A 17,553-nucleotide genomic window follows, 5' to 3' on the forward strand; every position below is an offset into this window, starting at 1 on the left:
CTTACCCCCGCACCTGGACACTGTCGGCCAGAATCGCCAACACCAACTGTTTAAAATCGAGCCCCGCAGCCTGAGCTGCCATGGGGACTAGGCTGTGGTCGGTCATGCCGGGCACGGTGTTGACTTCCAGTAGCCAGAATCGGCCTTCGGCGTCCTGCATGACGTCTGTGCGTGCCCAGCCGGTGATGCCCACGGCGTCGCAGGCACGGGCGGTCAGCGCCTTGAGTTCCTGTTCTTTGGCTGCGTCGAGGCCGCACGGGATCCGGTACTGGGTATCGGAAGCCAGGTACTTGGCGTCGTAGTCGTAGAAAGTGTGGGGAGTGCCCAGGCGGATGGGGGGCAGCACTTGCCCGCGTAGAGAAGCGACAGTGAACTCTGGACCTTGAATCCATTGTTCGACCAACACGTTTGAATCGTAGGTACTGGCGGTATTCCAGGCGTCGATCAATTCTTCGACGCGGGTCACCTTGGCCATACCGATACTGGAGCCTTCATGAGCGGGTTTGACGATCAAAGGAAAGCCCAGTTCCGTCGCCGCAGAAATACAGTCCGATTCGCTGGTCAGCACAGCATGACGCGGCGTCGGCAGGCCCAGGCTCTGCCAGACCTGCTTGGTGCGCAGCTTGTCCATCGCCAGCGCCGACGCCAGCACGCCGCTGCCGGTGTACGGGATCTCCAGGCATTCGAGCAGGCCCTGCATGGTGCCGTCTTCGCCACCGCGACCGTGCAGCACGATGAACGCGCGGTCCATGGTCTCGCTGGCCAGTCGCTGAAGGAAATCGTCGCCCACATCGATCCCGAAGGCATCGACGCCCGCACTCAGCAGCGCTTCGAGCACTGCGTTGCCGGATTTGAGGGAAACCTCCCGCTCCGCACTCTTGCCACCAAAAAGCACGGCAACGCGGCCGAAGCTTTTTGGCTCAAGGGTCGAGAACAGGGAGACGGGCGCGGCGGCTGTCATTTCAGCTTACCTTCGGTTGAGGCCACGATGGCACCCGCAAACAGCGGGCTCTTGAGCAATTGCGGTGCGAGACCGCCAATGTCACCGGCGCCCTGGCACAGCAGGATGTCGCCCGCGCGCAGCAGTGGTTTGACCAGCGGGGCCAGCTCAACGCCCCGCTCGATGTAGATCGGGTCCAACTGGCCACGCTGACGAATGCTGTGGGCCAGTTGACGGCTGTCCGCGCCCGGAATCGGCTCTTCACCCGCCGGGTAGACTTCCATCAACAGCAGGACGTTGGCGTCGTTGAGCACCTGCACGAAATCGTCATACAGATCGCGGGTACGGCTGTAACGGTGCGGCTGGTAAACCATGACCAGACGACGATCCGGCCAGCCACCGCGCACGGCATTGATGACCGCAGCGACTTCACGCGGGTGGTGACCATAGTCGTCCACCAGCATCACGTTGCCGCCTTCCACCGGCAGTTCGCCGTAGACCTGGAAGCGACGGCCCACGCCCTGGAAGCCTGACAGGCCCTGAATGATGGCTTCGTCAGTGATGCCTTCGTCCGTCGCGATGGCGATGGTTGCCAGCGAGTTGAGGACGTTGTGGTTGCCCGGCATGTTCACCGACACATCCAGCGGCTCGCGGTCGCGGCGCAGAACGGTGAAGTGGGTGCGCATGCCGTCCTGACGCACGTTGATCGCGCGCACGTCGGCGTCTTCGTTGAAGCCATAGGTCATGACCGGGCGTTTCACCGCCGGCAGGATGTCGCGCACAACCGGGTCGTCAGTGCAGACCACGGCCAGCCCGTAGAACGGCAGGTTGTGCAGGAACTCGACGAAGGTTTTCTTCAGTTTGTTGAAGTCGCCTTCGTAGGTTGCCATGTGGTCGGCGTCGATGTTGGTGACCACGGCGACCAGTGGCTGCAGGTGCAGGAAGCTGGCATCGCTTTCGTCGGCTTCGGCGATCAGATAGCGGCTGGTGCCCAGTTGGGCGTTGGTGCCAGCCGCGTTCAAGCGGCCACCGATCACGAATGTCGGGTCCAGTCCGCCGGCTGCAAACACCGACGCGATCAGGCTGGTAGTGGTGGTTTTGCCGTGGGTCCCGGCAACCGCGATGCCGTGCCGATAGCGCATCAGTTCGGCGAGCATTTCGGCGCGTGGCACGACAGGAATACGGCGCTCAAGGGCGGTCGCCACTTCCGGGTTGGAGGTGTTGACGGCACTGGACACCACCAGCACGTCTGCCGCTGCCGAGTTTTCAGCACGATGACCAATGAAGATATGCGCGCCGAACGATTCGAGACGCTCGGTCACCGGCGATGCCTTGAGGTCGGAACCGGACACTTCGTAACCCAGGTTCAGCAATACCTCGGCGATCCCGCACATGCCCACACCGCCGATGCCGACGAAGTGGATGCGGCGGATACGGCGCATTTCCGGCTGTGGCATGGCGCGCTGGTTCTCAACCATGGGCCACCTCCAGGCAGACGTCGACAACGGTGTTGGTGGCATCCGGCTTGGCCAATTGGCGAGCCGTGGTAGCCATGCGTTTCAGTTGTTCGGGTTGCATCAAAACCTCTGTCAGGCGAGCGGCCATCTCGGCGGCGCCAGTTGTTCTTTGCGGCATCACGAAGGCAGCGCCTTCGCGGGCCAGATAATCAGCATTGCGCGACTGGTGATCGTCGATCGCATGGGGCAGCGGCACCAGCAACGAAGGCAAGCCAGCGGCCGCCAGTTCACTGATGGTCAGCGCGCCCGCGCGACACACCACCAGATCGGCCCAGCCATAGGCCTGAGCCATGTCCTTGATGAAGGGGGCGACCTGCGCCTCGACACCTACCGCGCGATAACGCTCAGCGGTGACTTCATCGTGCTGCTTGCCGGCCTGATGGAACACTTCAGGTCGCAGCTCCGACGGCACCTGAGCCAGCGCTTCAGGCAGCAGTTTGTTCAGCGGCTCGGCGCCCAGGCTTCCGCCCAGCACCAGCAACCGGGGCTTGCGTCCGATCAGCGCCTGACGCGGCGTTTCGAAGAACAGCTCGGCACGCACCGGATTGCCAGTGGTGCGGCGCTTGGCTGAGGCCGCGAACGTCTGCGGGAACGCTTCACACACGCGAGCGGCGAAGGACGCCAGGCTGCGGTTGGCGGTTCCGGCCACGGCGTTCTGCTCGTGGATGATCAGCGGCACGCCCGCCAGCTTGGCCGCCAGACCACCCGGCCCGGTCACGTAGCCACCGAAACCGACGACACACACTGGCTTCAGCTTGCGCACCACGTTGCGCGCCTGCCACAAGGCCTTGACCAGCATGAACGGCGCCTTGAGCAGCGACAGCCGCCCCTTGCCTCGCAGACCGGTGACGTTGATCAGGTGCAGTTGCAAACCCGCCGCGGGCACCAGTTCGTTTTCGATGCCACGGGGCGTCCCGAGCCAGTGCACGGTGTAGCCGCGCGCCTGGAATTCGCGAGCGCACGCCAGCGCCGGGAACACGTGTCCGCCGGTACCGCCCGCCATGATCAGCACATTACCGACGGCCATGGGCAGGCTCCTCGGCAAAATCGCTCTCTTTGAATTCAGCCTCTTCACTGCCCATGTTGTTGCGCGATTCCCATTCGATGCGCAGCAACAGGCCCAGGCTGGCGCAGCAAATGATCAACGAACTGCCGCCGTAGCTCAGGAATGGCAGGGTCAGCCCCTTGGTCGGCAACAGGCCCACGTTCACGCCGATGTTGATCAAGAACTGACCGATCCACAGGAAGGCCAGACCGTAGGCGGTGTACGCGGCGAAGAACTGCTTGGCGCGCTCGGCCCACATGCCGATGTACATGGCGCGAATACTCACGAACACGAACAGCGCAACAGTGGCCAGCGAACCCACGACGCCCAGTTCTTCAGCGAGTACCGAGAACACGAAGTCAGTGTGCGCTTCCGGCAGGTAGAACTGCTTCTGTACGCTGTTGCCCAGACCGACGCCGAACCACTCGCCGCGACCAAAAGCGATGAGCGCTTGAGTCAGCTGGTAGCCCGAGCCGAACTGATCCGACCACGGGTCGGTAAAGGTGATCAAACGCGCCATCCGATACGGCTGTGCCTGAACCAGCACAAACACCGCGCCAACGGCCAGCGCCACCATCAACGTGAAACGGAACAGGCCCACACCGCCCAGGAACAGCATCGCAGCCGCCGACCCCATCATGACGACAGTGGCACCGAAGTCAGGCTCCATCAGCAGCAGACCGGCCATCGGCAGCAGGACGATGAATGGCTTGAAGAAGCCCATCCAGCTCTCGCGCACCTCCTGCTGGCGACGAATCAGATAGCCCGCAAGGAAAATCACCACGAACACCTTGGCGATTTCTGACGGCTGCACGTTAAACATGCCGAAGCCGATCCAGCGCATCGAGCCGTTCACCTCGCGGCCGATGCCGGGCACGATCACCATTACCAGCAAGCCAAAGGCGCCAATCAGCATCAACCAGCCAAGGCGCTGCCAGGTCGCGACCGGGATCATCATGGTGGCGATGCAGGCACCGAGGCCCAACACCAGATAGATCAGATGACGGGTCATCATGTACAGCGCGTTGCCCGACTGCACGGCGGCCACTTCGGACGACGCAGAAGTGATCATCACCAGCCCCAGGCCCAGCAGCGCCAGGCAGCCGGCGAGCATCGGGAAATCGACGTCCACGCCACGGCCGCTGATGATCGGCGACGGGTAAGGCTTGATCACGCCAAAGATCATGACAAGTCCCCCACGGCCTGGGCGAACACACGTCCGCGCTCTTCGAAATTCTTGAACATATCCAGGCTTGCGCAGGCAGGCGACAGCAACACGGCGTCCCCTTCTTGCGCGCATTCAGCAGCACGTTGCACAGCTTCTTCCAATGTTTTGACGCGTATCAAAGGCACTGAATCGCCAAACGTCGTGGCGAGCAGTTCAGCGTCGCGTCCCAGCAGGACGACGGCGCGGCAATGGGTGGCGACCGGGTTTTTCAGCGCAGAGAAATCAGCACCTTTGCCGTCGCCCCCTGCGATCAGTACCAACTGGCCGGGGATGTCTTCGCCCAGGCCTTCGATGGCGGCCAGCGCAGCGCCGACGTTGGTGGCCTTGGAATCGTCGTAATAGCTGACACCGTTGCGCTCGCGCAGCCATTGGCAACGATGCACCAGCCCGCCAAAGTTGCGCAGGGCCTGGAGCATCGGCTCGAACGGCAGACCGGCGGCGTGGCCGAGGGCCAGCGAGGCCAATGCGTTGGACTGGTTGTGCGCGCCACGGATTTTCAATTCGCTGACCGGCATCAGGTTCTCGAACTGGAATGCCAGGTACTTTTCGCCGTTCTCTTCTCGCAGACCGAAGCCATTGATGTCAGGCCTGTTCAGACCAAAGGTCCAGCACGGCACGCCTTCCCCGATCAATGGTCGCGAAAGCGCGTCCTGACGATTCACCACCACTTGCCGCGCACCCCGGAAAATCCGGTGTTTGGCCAGATGGTAAGCCGGCAGGCCGCTGTAGCGGTCCATGTGGTCTTCGCTGACGTTGAGCACCGTGGCGACTTCAGCGCCCAAGTGATCTGTGGTTTCCAGCTGGAAGCTGGACAGCTCCATCACGTACAGCTCGACGTCATCGCTGAGCAGGTCCAGCGCGGGCGTACCGAGGTTGCCGCCGACCGCCACGCGTTTCCCAGCCGCAACGGCCATTTCGCCGACCAGCGTGGTCACGGTGCTTTTCGCGTTGGAGCCGCTGATCGCGACAATCGGCGCCTTTGCAGCGCGGGCGAACAGCTCGATGTCGCCGGACAGCTTCACACCCCGAGCGGCCGCCTGCTGCAAGGCAGGGGTTGCCAGCGCGAGGCCGGGGCTTACGTACAACTCGTCGGCGCGGCAGAGGAATTCGACGTCGAGCTCGCCGCAACGCACTTCCACCTGCGGGTAGTCGCGACGCAACGTCGCCAACTCCGGAGGATTCTCCCGCGTATCGGCGACGGCGAACGACACGCCCCGGTTCGCCAGGTAGCGAACCAGGGACATGCCGCTTTTGCCGAGACCGACAACGATGCGGAAGTGAGAAGAAGCGATCAGCGACACTTCAATTACCTCAGTTTCAACGTGGCAAGACCGATCAACACGAGAATCACGGTGATGATCCAGAAACGGACGATCACGCGCGGCTCGGGCCAGCCCTTGAGTTCAAAGTGGTGATGGATCGGCGCCATGCGGAAAACGCGGCGGCCGGTCAATTTAAAGGACGCAACCTGAATGACGACTGACAGGGTCTCCATCACGAACACGCCGCCCATGATGAACAGCACGATTTCTTGCCGCACGATGACCGCGATGGTGCCCAATGCCGCGCCCAGCGCCAGCGCGCCAACATCGCCCATGAACACTTGCGCCGGGTAGGTGTTGAACCAAAGGAAGCCCAGGCCTGCGCCGATCAGCGCACCGCAGAACACAATCAGCTCGCCCGCTCCTGGTACATAAGGAATCAGCAGGTATTCAGCGAATTTCACGTTACCCGACAGATAGCAGAAGATGCCCAGTGCGCCGCCGACCATGACCGTCGGCATGATGGCCAGACCGTCCAGACCGTCCGTCAGGTTGACCGCGTTGCTGGAGCCGACGATGACGAAATAGGTCAGGACCACGAAGCCGATGCCCAATGGAATGCTGAAGTCTTTCAGCATCGGGATCAGCAGCGTGGTTTCGACCGGCGATTGCGCAGTCATATAAAGGAAGATCGCTGCGCCCAGACCGAACACCGACTGCCAGAAGTATTTCCAGCGGCTTGGCAGGCCTTTGGAGTTCTTCTCGATGACCTTGCGGTAGTCGTCGACCCAGCCGATGCCACCGAACAGCAGCGTAACGATCAGCACCACCCACACGTAGCGGTTGGTCAGGTCGGCCCACAGCAGAGTCGCGATGCCGATGGCGGACAGAATCAGCGCGCCCCCCATGGTCGGGGTGCCGGACTTGGAGAGGTGAGATTGAGGACCGTCGTTGCGGACGGATTGGCCGATCTGTTTGTTCTGCAGGGCACGGATCATCCATGGCCCCAGGCACAGCGACAATGACAGTGCAGTGAGCACGCCAAGAATCCCGCGCAGGGTCAGGTACTGGAAGACCGCGAAGCCTTTGTAGAACTGTTGCAGATACTCGGCCAGCAGCAGCAGCATTAATGTTTCTCCAGACTGTTACCACACAGCGCTGCGACGACGTTTTCCATCGCGGCGCTGCGGGAACCTTTGATCAAAAGGGTGGTGTTCTTGTCTTGCTCGGCGCCCAGCGCCGCGATCAGGTCAGCCTGACTTGCAAAATGGCGCGCATCCTGCCCGAAAGCCTTCACGGCATGGGCCATCAACGGACCGACGGCATACAGCGCGTCGACCTTGCCTGCAGCGTACGCGCCCACATCACGGTGCCCCTGCTCGGCCCACTCGCCCAGTTCGCCGATATCGCCCAGCACGAGAACCTTGCGGCCCGGGAAGGTGGTGAGGATGTCGGTCGCCGCTGCGACGGAGGTCGGGTTGGCGTTGTAGGTGTCGTCGATCACCCGCATGCCGTTAATGGCCAGTTGCGCGACCGTCCGACCTTTGACCGGCTGAACGTTGTTCAGGCCGGTGACGATGCCGGGCAGCGAAACGCCCAGTGCATGCGCCGCAGCAGCCGCCGCTAGCGCGTTGGCCACGTTGTGCGCGCCGAGGAGATTCAACTGCACGTGCGCCGAGCCGCTGGGGCTGTTCAATGTGAAGGTCGGGCAACCACGGGCGTCGATGCCCAGATTGCTGGCGTAAAAATCCGCTTCGCTGTTGTGCATCGAAAAACTCAGCACCTTGCGCGCACCGGCACGGGCGACCCAAATGCCGAAGGCCTTGTCGTCGCGGTTTAGCACGGCAGTGCCTTGGGCATTGAGCCCTTCGATGATTTCGCCCTTGGCTTCGACGATCTTTTCAGGCCCGCCGAACTCGCCAACGTGGGCAGTCCCGGCATTGGTCAACACCGACACATGAGGCTGAGTCAGGCTGACGGTCAGCGCGATTTCGCCCACATGATTCGCGCCCAGCTCGATCACGGCGGCGTTGAACTCCGGCGCCAGCGCCAGCAGGGTCAACGGAACGCCCAACTCGTTATTCAGATTGCCTTTGGTCGCCAGCACCGGGCCACGGGTGCTCAGGATGCTGGCGAGCATTTCCTTGACCGTGGTCTTGCCGCTGGAACCGGTAATCGCGGCCACCGGCTTATCGACGAACGCGTTGCGATTCATCGCCCCCAATTGCGCCAGCGCCTTGCGGGTGTCGCTAACGATCAATTGCGGCAACGCGCTGCCTGGCATTTCACGCTCGACCAACGCCCCGACCGCGCCTTTGGCAGCGACCTGATCGAGGTAGTCGTGGCCATCGAAACGCGGCCCTGTCAGTGCCACGAACAGCTGTCCCGGTTCGATCGCACGGCTGTCGATGCTGACGCCGTTGAAGCTCACGTCGTCGCCGACGCGTTGGGCGTCGAGCGGCAGGAGCAGCTCGCTGAACGAAAGCGGCTTAAGCATGTGCAGCCTCCCATGCGTCCAGTGCCTTGGCGGCTTCTTCAAGATCGGAAAACGGATGACGTTGGTCGTCGATTTCCTGGTAATCCTCGTGCCCTTTACCGGCCAGCACGATCACGTCGGCGGCGTTGGCTTGAGCGATGATCTGCGCGATGGCCTGGCCACGACCGGCGACGAACTCGACCTTGTCCGCAACACTGAAACCGGCGCGAATGTCATCAAAGATGCGCGAAGGGTCTTCGGTGCGCGGATTGTCGTCCGTGACCAGCACTTTGTCGGCCAGACGTTCCACCACTTCGGCCATCAGCGGCCGCTTGCCGCGATCACGGTCACCGCCGCAGCCGAACAGGCAGGTCAATTGGCCTTTCGCGTGAGGGCGCAGGGCGTCGAGCACTTGTTCCAGCGCGTCCGGGGTATGGGCGTAATCGACCACCACCAGCGGACGGGCGCCGCCGCCTAAACGCTGCATACGGCCGACCGGACCTTCGAGGCTCGGCAGCACTTTGAGAATGTCGTCCAGCGGGTAATCCAGTCCCATCAGTGCGCCAACCGCCGCCAGCACGTTGCTGAGGTTGAAACGGCCCAGCAGACTGCTGCGCAGCACATGATCGCCCTGCGGCGTCACCAATGTGGCGCGAACACCCTCGTCGTCGAAGTGCGCGTCGCGGCAGAACAGGTAAGCGCTGCTGTCTACCTGGCTGTAAGTGATCAGCCGTGAATCGTGGGGCTTGGCGGCCAACTCACGACCGAACGCGTCATCGAGGTTGATCACGCGGCAACGCAAGTCACTCCAGGCGAACAGCTTGGCCTTGGCCGCACCATAGGCCTCCATGGTGCCGTGATAATCCAGATGATCACGGGACAAATTGGTCATCACCGCCACATCGAAGGCCAGCGCAGTGACGCGACCTTGATCAAGCCCGTGGGACGACACCTCCATGGAGAGCGCCTTGGCCCCCGCTTTTTTCAGGTCGTAGATCGTCGACTGCACGGAAATCGGATCAGGCGTGGTGTGAATGCCGCTTTTCAGCGCGCTGTAGAAGCCAATGCCGAGGGTGCCGATCAGACCGCAATGTTCGCCCAGTTTGTCGAGCGCCTGAGCGATCAGCTGGGTGACGCTGGTCTTGCCGTTAGTGCCGGTCACGCCGACGACTTTCATGCTGCGGCTTGGATCACCGTAGAAACGACCGGCGATGTCGGACAGCTGCGCCGCCAACCCTTTGACCGGGATCATCGGAATGTCAGTGATCGGCAGCACCTTGGCGCCTTCCACCTCATAGGCGACTGCGGCAGCGCCATGGGCAATGGCGTCGGTAATGTGGTCGCGGCCGTCGACCTTCAGGCCCGGAATCGCCAGGAACAGATCGCCCGGACGCACCTTGCGGCTGTCCAGGGTCAGTTCACGAATCAACAGGTCGCGATCGCTCTGGGCGAAAATCTTGCTCAGGTTAAAAGGCATCAGCCGCGCCCCCCCTTCACCGGCACGACGAGCGGCGTCGCAGCGTTGGCCTGCTGCTCAGGCGGGATGGGCGCAAGGTTGTCTGGGCGCACGTTCATCAGACGCAATGTGCCGGACATGACTTTGCTGAACACCGGCGCAGACACCAAGCCACCGAAGTAGCCGCCTTTGCTGGGTTCATCGATCACCACGACGATCGCGTAACGCGGGTTGCTCATCGGGCCGAAGCCAGCAAACAGCGAGCGATAGGAGTTCTCGGCGTAGCCTTTGGTGCCCACCGAAGTCTTACGTGCAGTACCGGACTTGCCCGCCACGTGATACGACGGCACGCGGGCCCGGTACACGCCGCGTGGGTCTTCGATCACTTGCTGCAGCATGCCCTGCAGGGTCTTGGCTGTGGCTTCCGGGATGGCCTGAACCGAGTCGTTTGGCTTGTCGGTTTTCAGAATGGTCAGTGGGACAATCTTGCCGTTGTTGGCCAGCGCCGAATACGCGTGCACCAACTGCAATGCCGTGACCGACAGGCCGTAACCGTAAGACAGCGTTGCGGTTTCAGCCTTGCGCCACTCGCGGTAGTTCGGCAGGTTGCCCACGCGTTCGCCGGGGAAGCCCAGGCCGGTGTACTGGCCAAGCCCTACACGCTGCATGGCGCGGAAAATCGCTTCGCCACCGACGTCGAACGCCACCTTGCTCATGCCGACGTTACTGGAGTTGATCAGAATGCCGGTCAGGTCGAGGATCGGACCTTCGGTCTTGGTCACGTCGCGAATGGTGTATTTGCCGATCTGCAGCGTCCCTGGATACACCTCGACTTTGTCACTGGGTTTCCAGCGGCCACTGTCCAGCGCGGCGGTCATGGAAATCGGCTTCATGGTCGAGCCTGGTTCGAACACGTCGATGATCGCGCGGTTACGCATTGCTGCGGGCACCATGGTGCGGCGGTTGTTCGGGTTATAGGTCGGCTGGTTGACCATCGCCAGCACTTCGCCCGTTTTCACGTCCATGATCACCAGGCTGCCGGCCTTGGCGTCGTTTTCCTGAATGGCGTTGCGCAACTCACGGGTCGCCAGGTATTGCAGGCGCAGGTCAATAGACAAAGCCAAGGTCTTCCCGGCCTTGGCATTCTTCTTCACTTGCAGGTCTTTGATCAGCCTGCCGCGCCGATCCTTGATCACTTGCCTTTTGCCCGGCACACCGGCCAGCCAGTCGTCATAGGCCAGCTCGACCCCTTCACGACCGTGATCGTCGAGGTCGGTGAAGCCCACCATGTGCGCGGTCACGTCGCCTGCCGGGTAGAACCGACGAAATTCTTCCTTGCCATACACACCTGGCACTTTCAGGTCGAGCACCGACTGACCCTGCTCCGGAGTCAGGCCGCGAACCAGGTAGATGAACTCTTTGCTGGCCTGTTCGTTCAGCCGGTCAGCCATCGCTTTCGGATCCTGGCCCAGCGCCTGCGCCAATTGCGGCCACTTGCTCTTGTCGGCCTGCATCTCGGACGGGTTGGCCCAGATCGTAGTGACGGGTGTACTGACGGCCAACGGCTCACCGTTGCGATCGGTGATCAGGCCACGGTGCGCAGGAATCGAGACGTTACGCAGGCTGCGCGCGTCGCCCTGTTCAATAAGGAAACGGTGATCGATGACCTGCAGATCGACGATGCGATAGGCAATCGCCATCACCAGCACAGACAGCAAGCCGACCACGACGCGGAACCGCCAAGGGTAGAGAGCCCCTTCGAGTTTCATCATGGCGACACCATCCGGATATCGGCGGCATTCGGGATACGCATTTTCAGCTGATCGGTTGCCAGCGCTTCGATGCGGCTGTGCGCCGTCCAGGTGCTTTGCTCGAGAATCAGACGACCCCACTCGGCCTGCGCCTTGTCACGCACGCTGAGTTCGGAATAAAGCGAGTTAAGCAACTGGCGGTTCCAGTGGGCGCTGTAGGCAACAGCAATCGCCGACACCAGGACGGCAATGAACAGCAGCAGCATGAAGAAGCTGCCGCCGGGCAATGGCTTGAAGAAACCGCGGCTCACCGGAGCTTCTCCGCAACGCGCATCACGGCACTGCGTGAACGTGGGTTGGCACGGGTTTCATCATCGGAGGCGAACTGCGCTTTGCCGACGAGCTTGATGCGCGGCTCGAAGGCTTGATGACGAATCGGCAGGTTGCGCGGCATGTTGTCTGCCTCGCCCTTCACCAGTTTGCGCATGAACAGTTTGACGATACGGTCTTCCAGCGAGTGAAAGCTGATGACAGCCAAACGGCCGCCCACTTCCAGGGCTTCCAGCGCGGCGTCAAGGCCGGCTTCCAGATCGCCCAGCTCGTTATTGACGTGAATGCGCAGGCCCTGAAACGCACGGGTCGCGGGGTTTTTACCTTTCTCCCACGCAGGGTTGGCGACCTTCAGCACCTCGGCCAGATCGCCGGTACGCTCGAAGGGTTGGGTTTCGCGGCGGGCCACCACAGCACCGGCCATGCGCTTGGCGAAACGCTCCTCGCCGTATTCCTTGAACACGCGTGCGATGTCTTCGGCGGGCGCGGTGTTGACGAATTCGGCAGCGCTGATTCCACGAGACGGGTCCATGCGCATGTCCAGCGGGCCATCATTCATGAAGCTGAAGCCGCGCTCAGGATCGTCGAGCTGCGGCGAAGAAACACCGAGGTCGAGCAGGATGCCGCTGACTTTTCCGGCAATGCCCCGCTCCAGAGCCTCTGCACCCAACTCCGCAAAGCTGCGCTGCACAATGACAAAGCGGCCGTCTTCGGCCGCCAGCGCTTGCCCGGTCGCAATCGCTTGAGGATCTTTATCGAATCCCAAGAGCCGCCCATCCGGCCCGAGATTCTTCAGGATGAGCCGGCTGTGCCCACCCCGCCCGAATGTGCCGTCTATATAGCAGCCATCAGCGCGCACCCCGAGAGCCTCGACGGCTTCTTCGAGCAGTACGGTGATGTGGGTAAAGCCGCTATTCATAGTCACAGGATCAAATCACGCAGTTCATCAGGCATCGCGCCCGGTTTTTGAATGGCCGCCAGGTCCGCATCAGCAAGTGCGTTCCAGGCGTCCTCATCCCACAGTTGAAACTTGTTCAGTTGGCCGACCAGCATCACGCGCTTGTCGAGCTTGGCGTAATCACGCAAACGCGGCGGCACCAGAAAACGCCCACTGCCATCGAGTTCAAGATCTACCGCATTACCGATCAGCAACCGCTGAAGGCGACGGTTCTCTTCACGGAACGTTGCCAACTCGCGCAATTTCGCTTCGATCAATTCCCATTCAGGAAGTGGATAGATGCACAAGCACGGGTCGACGGTATCAATGGTCACGATCAATTGGCCGGCGCTACGCGAATCCAACTCGTCACGGTACCGGCTCGGCATAGCGAGTCGGCCCTTTGCGTCGAGATTGATTGCGTTTGCACCACGGAACAAAGGCGCTTTCTCCGAATATTATCGTTTTGCGGTCAAAAAACCCACTTCACGCCACTTTCCGCCACTTGCGCACACTATAGGAATGCGCCCACCACACCGTCAAGGCGACTTCTTAAGGAAAACCCTTACAGGACGGAGATTTACGACGGGTAACAGAGAAGATTTGGGGAATTTCGGAGCGGTCCTACAGATAAATCCGTAGAAACTCAAAAAGATAAGGTTCGAAGTTAATGTTGTTTATGAGGTGTAAGATTTTTTTGGCATTACAGGAAGGGGAAAATCGTACAAACGAGGGGAGAAAGGAAGGTGGAGAGTCGATCTGTAAGCCGGGTTCTGTCGAGGACAGTCATTCCTCTACGATGGCCATCACTGGACATCTTTAGCAACCTACCCGGTTCCAGCGCGGGCCACGCCTTGGAACCCTATTTGGTCTTGCTCCGAGTGGGGTTTACCTAGCCACGAACTGTTGCCAGACGTGCGGTGCGCTCTTACCGCACCTTTTCACCCTTACCGGCACCGAAGTGCTTAGGCGGTTATTTTCTGTGGCACTTTCCGTAGGCTCGCGCCCCCCAGGCGTTACCTGGCACTCCGCCCTATGGAGCCCGGACTTTCCTCCCCCCCTCATTGCGGAACAATGAAGGGCAGCGACTGTCCAATCGACTCTCCGCCGCCAAGGTTAATGGCAGGGCGACACAAGAACAAGCTTTAATAAGCCACTCACCTATTTATGTGTCCGGCTGACGGCTTTCGTTCATTCCGCTTTTTGCTTCTCCAGCGCGACCTGATACAGCAAATTCTTGCGCACCCCGGTAATCTCCGCAGCCAGCGCCGCCGCGCGCTTGAGCGGCATCTCCTGCAATAGCAGATCCAGCACGCGCCGTGCCTCAGCACCGATCGCGTCCTCGCCTTCCGGCTCGCTCCAGCCCGCGACCAATACCACACACTCGCCGCGCTGTTGGTTACTGTCGCCTTCCACAAACGCGCGCAGCTCACCCAATGGCAGACCCTTCAAGGTCTCGAAGGTTTTGGTCAATTCACGCCCTAACACGGCCGGGCGATCGCCACCGAAGATTTCTTCGAGGTCTTGCAGGCATTCCAGGATACGGTGCGGCGCCTCGTAAAAAATGACAGTGCGCGGCTCTTCTTTCAGCAGTTCCAGTCGCGCCTTGCGCCCTACGGACTTGGCCGGAAGGAATCCTTCAAAGATGAAACGGTCGGAAGGCAGACCCGCTGCCGACAAGGCCGCGATCAAGGCGCAGGCCCCTGGCACCGGAATGACCTGGATCCCCGCCGCACGGGCCTGACGTACCAAGTGATAGCCGGGATCAGAGATCAGTGGGGTGCCCGCATCGGAAATCAACGCGACGTCTTCACCCGCCTGTAACCGCGCGATGAAACGACTGCCTTCGTCCCGTTCGTTGTGTTCATGGCACGCAGCCAGAGGCGTCGAAATGCCGAAGTGTTGCATGAGCCGTAATGAATGCCGGGTATCCTCAGCGGCGATCAACGAAACCTCGCGCAGCACCTTCAAGGCTCGCACGCTCATGTCCTCCAGGTTGCCGATGGGTGTGGCCACCACATAAAGCGAGCCTACGGTGGAATTCAAAGCACCCGGAGCAGTCAAAGCGCACACCTCATGTTCAGTCAAAGCCTGCATTGTACAGGTTAAGGCGATGTAAACAGGGAGATTGAAAGATGGACCGACGTATCCGCCCACTGATCCTAACCGTCGTCTTAACTGATGAAACCCCTGTGACTGAAACGCTCGGTTGCGCTTCAAGACGGCCCACGCCACAGCATTAATGCCTACAACATCGCGCCCCGGCCAGTGCTTGGGTACAATTCCACGCTTATTTGCTCGAGTATCAGGAACATACACATGATCGCTTGCCTGCGGCTGTTCTCTGCCCTCTGCCTGGCTGCCTTATTGGCCGCTTGTGCCGGTTCGCCCTCCTCCAGCCTTGGCGAACTGCCACGCACACCTGACGCCAGCATCGAGCAGTTGCTCGAACAAGCCGCTGCGGCGAAGACGCCCGATCAGGCCGCGTTACTGCGGCTGACTGCGGCCGATCTGGCCGCCCGTCAAAACAATCCGGGCCGCGCTGCCAGCATTCTTGAACAGGTCCAGTTGGACCAGCTCAAGACCGACAAGCAGATCTACGCCAACACTTTGTCTGCCGAACTGGCCTTGGGCCGTAGCCAGCCAAAGGCTGCGTTGACCGCGCTCAACCATCCGAGCCTGCAGCATTTGGGTGAGATGCCAGTCGACCTGCAGACCCGTGCTCACACCGCCCGCGCCCGCGCCCTTGAGGCCGATGGTCAGACCCTCGCGGCGGCCAGCGAGCGTGTATTCATGGGCCCACTGTTGCAAGGCGATGCGCTGAGCGCCAACAACGATGCGATCTGGACACTGGTGGCAGCCCTGCCACCCGAGCAATTGCAAAGCACCGCCAATGACGACATGGGCGGCTGGCTGAGCCTGGCACGCGCCGTCAAAGGCGCTGGCACGCTGGAGCAGCAACAGGCGGCCATCGACAGTTGGAAAGCGCAGAATCCGCAGCACCCTGCCGCACGTCAACTGCCGACTACACTGGCGCAGCTGCGTGAGTTGAAAAGCGAGCCGTTGACCAAGATTGCCCTGCTGCTGCCGCAAGACGGCCCACTGGCGTCAGTGTCACGTGCACTGCGTGACGGCTTCATGGCAGCCCACTACCAAGCGCAACAGGCTGGCCAAAAACCGCCCGCGATTGAAGTCTTCGACAGCTCCCGCGTGACCTCCATGGACGCGTTCTATGCCCAGGCCAAAGCCGCGGGCGTGCAGTTGGTGGTCGGTCCGCTGGAAAAACCGCTGGTCAAGCAACTGAGTGCTCGTCCACAACTGCCCATCACCACCCTTGCGCTGAACTACAGCGATTCCGGCGCTCAGAGCCCGGCTGAATTGTTCCAGTTCGGCCTTGCCGCTGAAGACGAGGCGCGCGAGGTGTCCCGCCGTGCTTGGGCCGACGGCAAACGCAGCGCTGTGGCCATGGTGCCGAAAGGCGAATGGGGCGATCGTGTACTTGAGGCGTTCCGTCAGAGCTGGCAAGCCAAGGGCGGCACCCTGCTGGGCGTTGAACGCATCGATCAACCGGTGCAACTGGCTCAGCAAGTCGCCGAGCTGTTCCAATTGCGCAACAGCGAAGGCCGCGCTCAGCGCCTGCAAAGCACCACCGGTGCACAGGCCGCCGCCCAGCCGACCCGCCGCCAGGACGTCGACTTCATGTTCCTGGCCGCCACGCCACAGCAAGCGCAGCAGATCAAACCGACGATGGTGTTCCAGTACGCCGGTGACGTCCCGGTCTACGCCACTTCGCACCTGTTCACCAACAGCAACGACCAGGCGATGTACAACGACCTCGCTGGCGTGCGCTTCTGCGAAACCCCCTGGCTGCTGAATGCCAATGACCCACTGCGTCAACAAGTCACCGCGCAATGGCCTCAAGCCGGCGGCAGCCTGGGCCGCCTGTACGCGATGGGCATCGACGCCTATCGTCTGGCGCCGCGTCTGAGCCAATTGAAAGCCCTGCCCGACAGCCGCATCGATGGGCTGTCCGGCAGCCTGGCGATCGGCCCCGGCCAACGCATCGAGCGTCAACTGCCTTGGGCTCAGTTCGTCGATGGCAAAGTGCAGCGCCTGCCGGATACCGCGCCTTGACTGCGAGCACCACCCGACAAACTGCGGGGCGTGAGGCCGAAGCCTACGCCCTGCGGCACCTGCAGCAACACGGCTTACACCTGATCACGCAAAATTGGTCATGCAAACGCGGTGAGCTTGATCTGGTCATGCTCGACGGCGATACAGTAGTATTCGTCGAAGTTCGCTATCGGCGCCACGCCGGATGGGGTGGCGCGCTGGAAAGCGTCGATGTTCGCAAGCAGGCAAAGCTCACCCTGGCCGCACAATGGTTTCTGCAAAACGAGTCGCAATGGGCCCATTCGCCATGCCGCTTCGATGTCGTGGCAATCAATGGCGACCCGGGCGCGGGGCCTGCGCTGAACTGGTTGCAGAACGCATTCGACAGCTGACAGGGCGCTTCCGACACCGCAACACCATGCTCACCGACGCACATAACCCCTACTGTTTTTGCTCTTTGCTTTGCGGGCCGCACAGTTTTGTGCCGTGAAGCCGATG

Annotated in this window: 15 protein-coding genes and 1 other RNA gene; 2 read left to right on the forward strand and 14 right to left on the reverse strand. The window is 61.4% G+C overall.

Translation table 11 applies throughout. From position 1 onward, the window contains the following. Position 1 precedes the first annotated feature (1 nt). The 14 genes from B3N48_RS25415 to rsmI form a co-directional block, all read right to left on the reverse strand. Complete coding sequence (locus B3N48_RS25415) at positions 2–961, reverse strand: D-alanine--D-alanine ligase (protein ID WP_296188424.1); 960 nt, start codon at positions 959–961, stop codon at positions 2–4. Then, entirely contained in the window at positions 958–2,418 is a 1,461-nt protein-coding gene (gene murC, locus B3N48_RS25420; RefSeq protein WP_296188425.1) for a UDP-N-acetylmuramate--L-alanine ligase, read from the reverse strand. Before murC ends, B3N48_RS25415 begins: the two co-directional genes overlap by 4 nt. Then, the gene (gene murG, locus B3N48_RS25425; protein ID WP_296188426.1) at positions 2,411–3,484 is read right to left on the reverse strand and encodes an undecaprenyldiphospho-muramoylpentapeptide beta-N-acetylglucosaminyltransferase; all 1,074 of its coding nucleotides are present in this window, start codon (positions 3,482–3,484) and stop codon (positions 2,411–2,413) included. The genes murC and murG overlap by 8 nt, the downstream gene beginning before the upstream one ends. Further along, on the reverse strand, positions 3,471–4,688 hold the full coding sequence (ftsW, locus tag B3N48_RS25430) for a putative lipid II flippase FtsW (protein WP_414704285.1): 1,218 nt from the start codon (positions 4,686–4,688) through the stop codon (positions 3,471–3,473). Before ftsW ends, murG begins: the two co-directional genes overlap by 14 nt. Next, positions 4,685–6,031, reverse strand: coding sequence for a UDP-N-acetylmuramoyl-L-alanine--D-glutamate ligase (gene murD / locus B3N48_RS25435; RefSeq protein WP_296188428.1), 1,347 nt, complete (start codon positions 6,029–6,031; stop codon positions 4,685–4,687). Before murD ends, ftsW begins: the two co-directional genes overlap by 4 nt. A 5-nt stretch (positions 6,032–6,036) precedes the next feature. Further along, on the reverse strand, positions 6,037–7,119 hold the full coding sequence (mraY, locus tag B3N48_RS25440) for a phospho-N-acetylmuramoyl-pentapeptide-transferase (RefSeq protein ID WP_296188429.1): 1,083 nt from the start codon (positions 7,117–7,119) through the stop codon (positions 6,037–6,039). After that, a complete protein-coding gene (locus B3N48_RS25445; protein ID WP_296188431.1) occupies positions 7,119–8,489 on the reverse strand; it encodes a UDP-N-acetylmuramoyl-tripeptide--D-alanyl-D-alanine ligase in 1,371 nt (456 codons plus the stop codon). Before B3N48_RS25445 ends, mraY begins: the two co-directional genes overlap by 1 nt. Continuing rightward, positions 8,482–9,945, reverse strand: a complete 1,464-nt coding sequence (locus B3N48_RS25450; protein WP_296188433.1) for a UDP-N-acetylmuramoyl-L-alanyl-D-glutamate--2,6-diaminopimelate ligase — start codon at positions 9,943–9,945, stop codon at positions 8,482–8,484. The genes B3N48_RS25445 and B3N48_RS25450 overlap by 8 nt, the downstream gene beginning before the upstream one ends. Then, positions 9,945–11,693 (reverse strand): peptidoglycan D,D-transpeptidase FtsI family protein, encoded by a 1,749-nt coding sequence (locus tag B3N48_RS25455; RefSeq protein ID WP_414704286.1) that lies wholly within the window; start codon positions 11,691–11,693, stop codon positions 9,945–9,947. The genes B3N48_RS25450 and B3N48_RS25455 overlap by 1 nt, the downstream gene beginning before the upstream one ends. Beyond that, complete coding sequence (ftsL, locus tag B3N48_RS25460) at positions 11,693–11,986, reverse strand: cell division protein FtsL (RefSeq protein WP_296188437.1); 294 nt, start codon at positions 11,984–11,986, stop codon at positions 11,693–11,695. The genes B3N48_RS25455 and ftsL overlap by 1 nt, the downstream gene beginning before the upstream one ends. Further along, on the reverse strand, positions 11,983–12,924 hold the full coding sequence (gene rsmH / locus B3N48_RS25465) for a 16S rRNA (cytosine(1402)-N(4))-methyltransferase RsmH (RefSeq protein WP_296188544.1): 942 nt from the start codon (positions 12,922–12,924) through the stop codon (positions 11,983–11,985). The genes ftsL and rsmH overlap by 4 nt, the downstream gene beginning before the upstream one ends. A 2-nt stretch (positions 12,925–12,926) precedes the next feature. After that, positions 12,927–13,382 (reverse strand): division/cell wall cluster transcriptional repressor MraZ, encoded by a 456-nt coding sequence (mraZ, locus tag B3N48_RS25470; protein ID WP_108236909.1) that lies wholly within the window; start codon positions 13,380–13,382, stop codon positions 12,927–12,929. A 306-nt stretch (positions 13,383–13,688) separates the two neighbouring features. Then, positions 13,689–14,046, reverse strand: an RNA gene (rnpB, locus tag B3N48_RS25475) — RNase P RNA component class A. 87 nt (positions 14,047–14,133) lie between these two features. Next, positions 14,134–15,039 (reverse strand): 16S rRNA (cytidine(1402)-2'-O)-methyltransferase, encoded by a 906-nt coding sequence (gene rsmI / locus B3N48_RS25480; RefSeq protein WP_296188439.1) that lies wholly within the window; start codon positions 15,037–15,039, stop codon positions 14,134–14,136. A gap of 222 nt (positions 15,040–15,261) precedes the next feature. On the opposite strand from rsmI, the gene B3N48_RS25485 reads away from it, so the two are divergent. Both B3N48_RS25485 and B3N48_RS25490 read left to right on the forward strand, forming a co-directional pair. Further along, positions 15,262–17,076, forward strand: a complete 1,815-nt coding sequence (locus B3N48_RS25485) for a penicillin-binding protein activator (RefSeq protein WP_296188440.1) — start codon at positions 15,262–15,264, stop codon at positions 17,074–17,076. Further along, positions 17,073–17,447, forward strand: coding sequence for a YraN family protein (locus B3N48_RS25490; RefSeq protein WP_296188441.1), 375 nt, complete (start codon positions 17,073–17,075; stop codon positions 17,445–17,447). The genes B3N48_RS25485 and B3N48_RS25490 overlap by 4 nt, the downstream gene beginning before the upstream one ends. The last annotated feature ends 106 nt before the right edge of the window (positions 17,448–17,553 follow it).

It is taken from the genome of Pseudomonas sp. UBA1879, from assembly GCF_002338065.1.
In the GTDB taxonomy this organism is placed as follows: Bacteria; Pseudomonadota; Gammaproteobacteria; order Pseudomonadales; family Pseudomonadaceae; genus Aquipseudomonas.

What these genes read in the sequence shown, in the direction of transcription:
- rsmI (WP_296188439.1), bottom strand. Translation starts at nt 15,039, where the DNA reads ATGCAGGCTTTGACTGAACATGAGGTGTGCGCTTTGACTGCTCCGGGT.
- ftsW (WP_414704285.1), bottom strand. Translation starts at nt 4,688, where the DNA reads ATGATCTTTGGCGTGATCAAGCCTTACCCGTCGCCGATCATCAGCGGC.
- mraY (WP_296188429.1), bottom strand. Translation starts at nt 7,119, where the DNA reads ATGCTGCTGCTGCTGGCCGAGTATCTGCAACAGTTCTACAAAGGCTTC.
- B3N48_RS25485 (WP_296188440.1), top strand. Translation starts at nt 15,262, where the DNA reads ATGATCGCTTGCCTGCGGCTGTTCTCTGCCCTCTGCCTGGCTGCCTTA.
- B3N48_RS25415 (WP_296188424.1), bottom strand. Translation starts at nt 961, where the DNA reads ATGACAGCCGCCGCGCCCGTCTCCCTGTTCTCGACCCTTGAGCCAAAA.
- B3N48_RS25450 (WP_296188433.1), bottom strand. Translation starts at nt 9,945, where the DNA reads ATGCCTTTTAACCTGAGCAAGATTTTCGCCCAGAGCGATCGCGACCTG.
- murC (WP_296188425.1), bottom strand. Translation starts at nt 2,418, where the DNA reads ATGGTTGAGAACCAGCGCGCCATGCCACAGCCGGAAATGCGCCGTATC.
- murG (WP_296188426.1), bottom strand. Translation starts at nt 3,484, where the DNA reads ATGGCCGTCGGTAATGTGCTGATCATGGCGGGCGGTACCGGCGGACAC.
- B3N48_RS25445 (WP_296188431.1), bottom strand. Translation starts at nt 8,489, where the DNA reads ATGCTTAAGCCGCTTTCGTTCAGCGAGCTGCTCCTGCCGCTCGACGCC.
- B3N48_RS25455 (WP_414704286.1), bottom strand. Translation starts at nt 11,693, where the DNA reads ATGAAACTCGAAGGGGCTCTCTACCCTTGGCGGTTCCGCGTCGTGGTC.
- rsmH (WP_296188544.1), bottom strand. Translation starts at nt 12,924, where the DNA reads ATGAATAGCGGCTTTACCCACATCACCGTACTGCTCGAAGAAGCCGTC.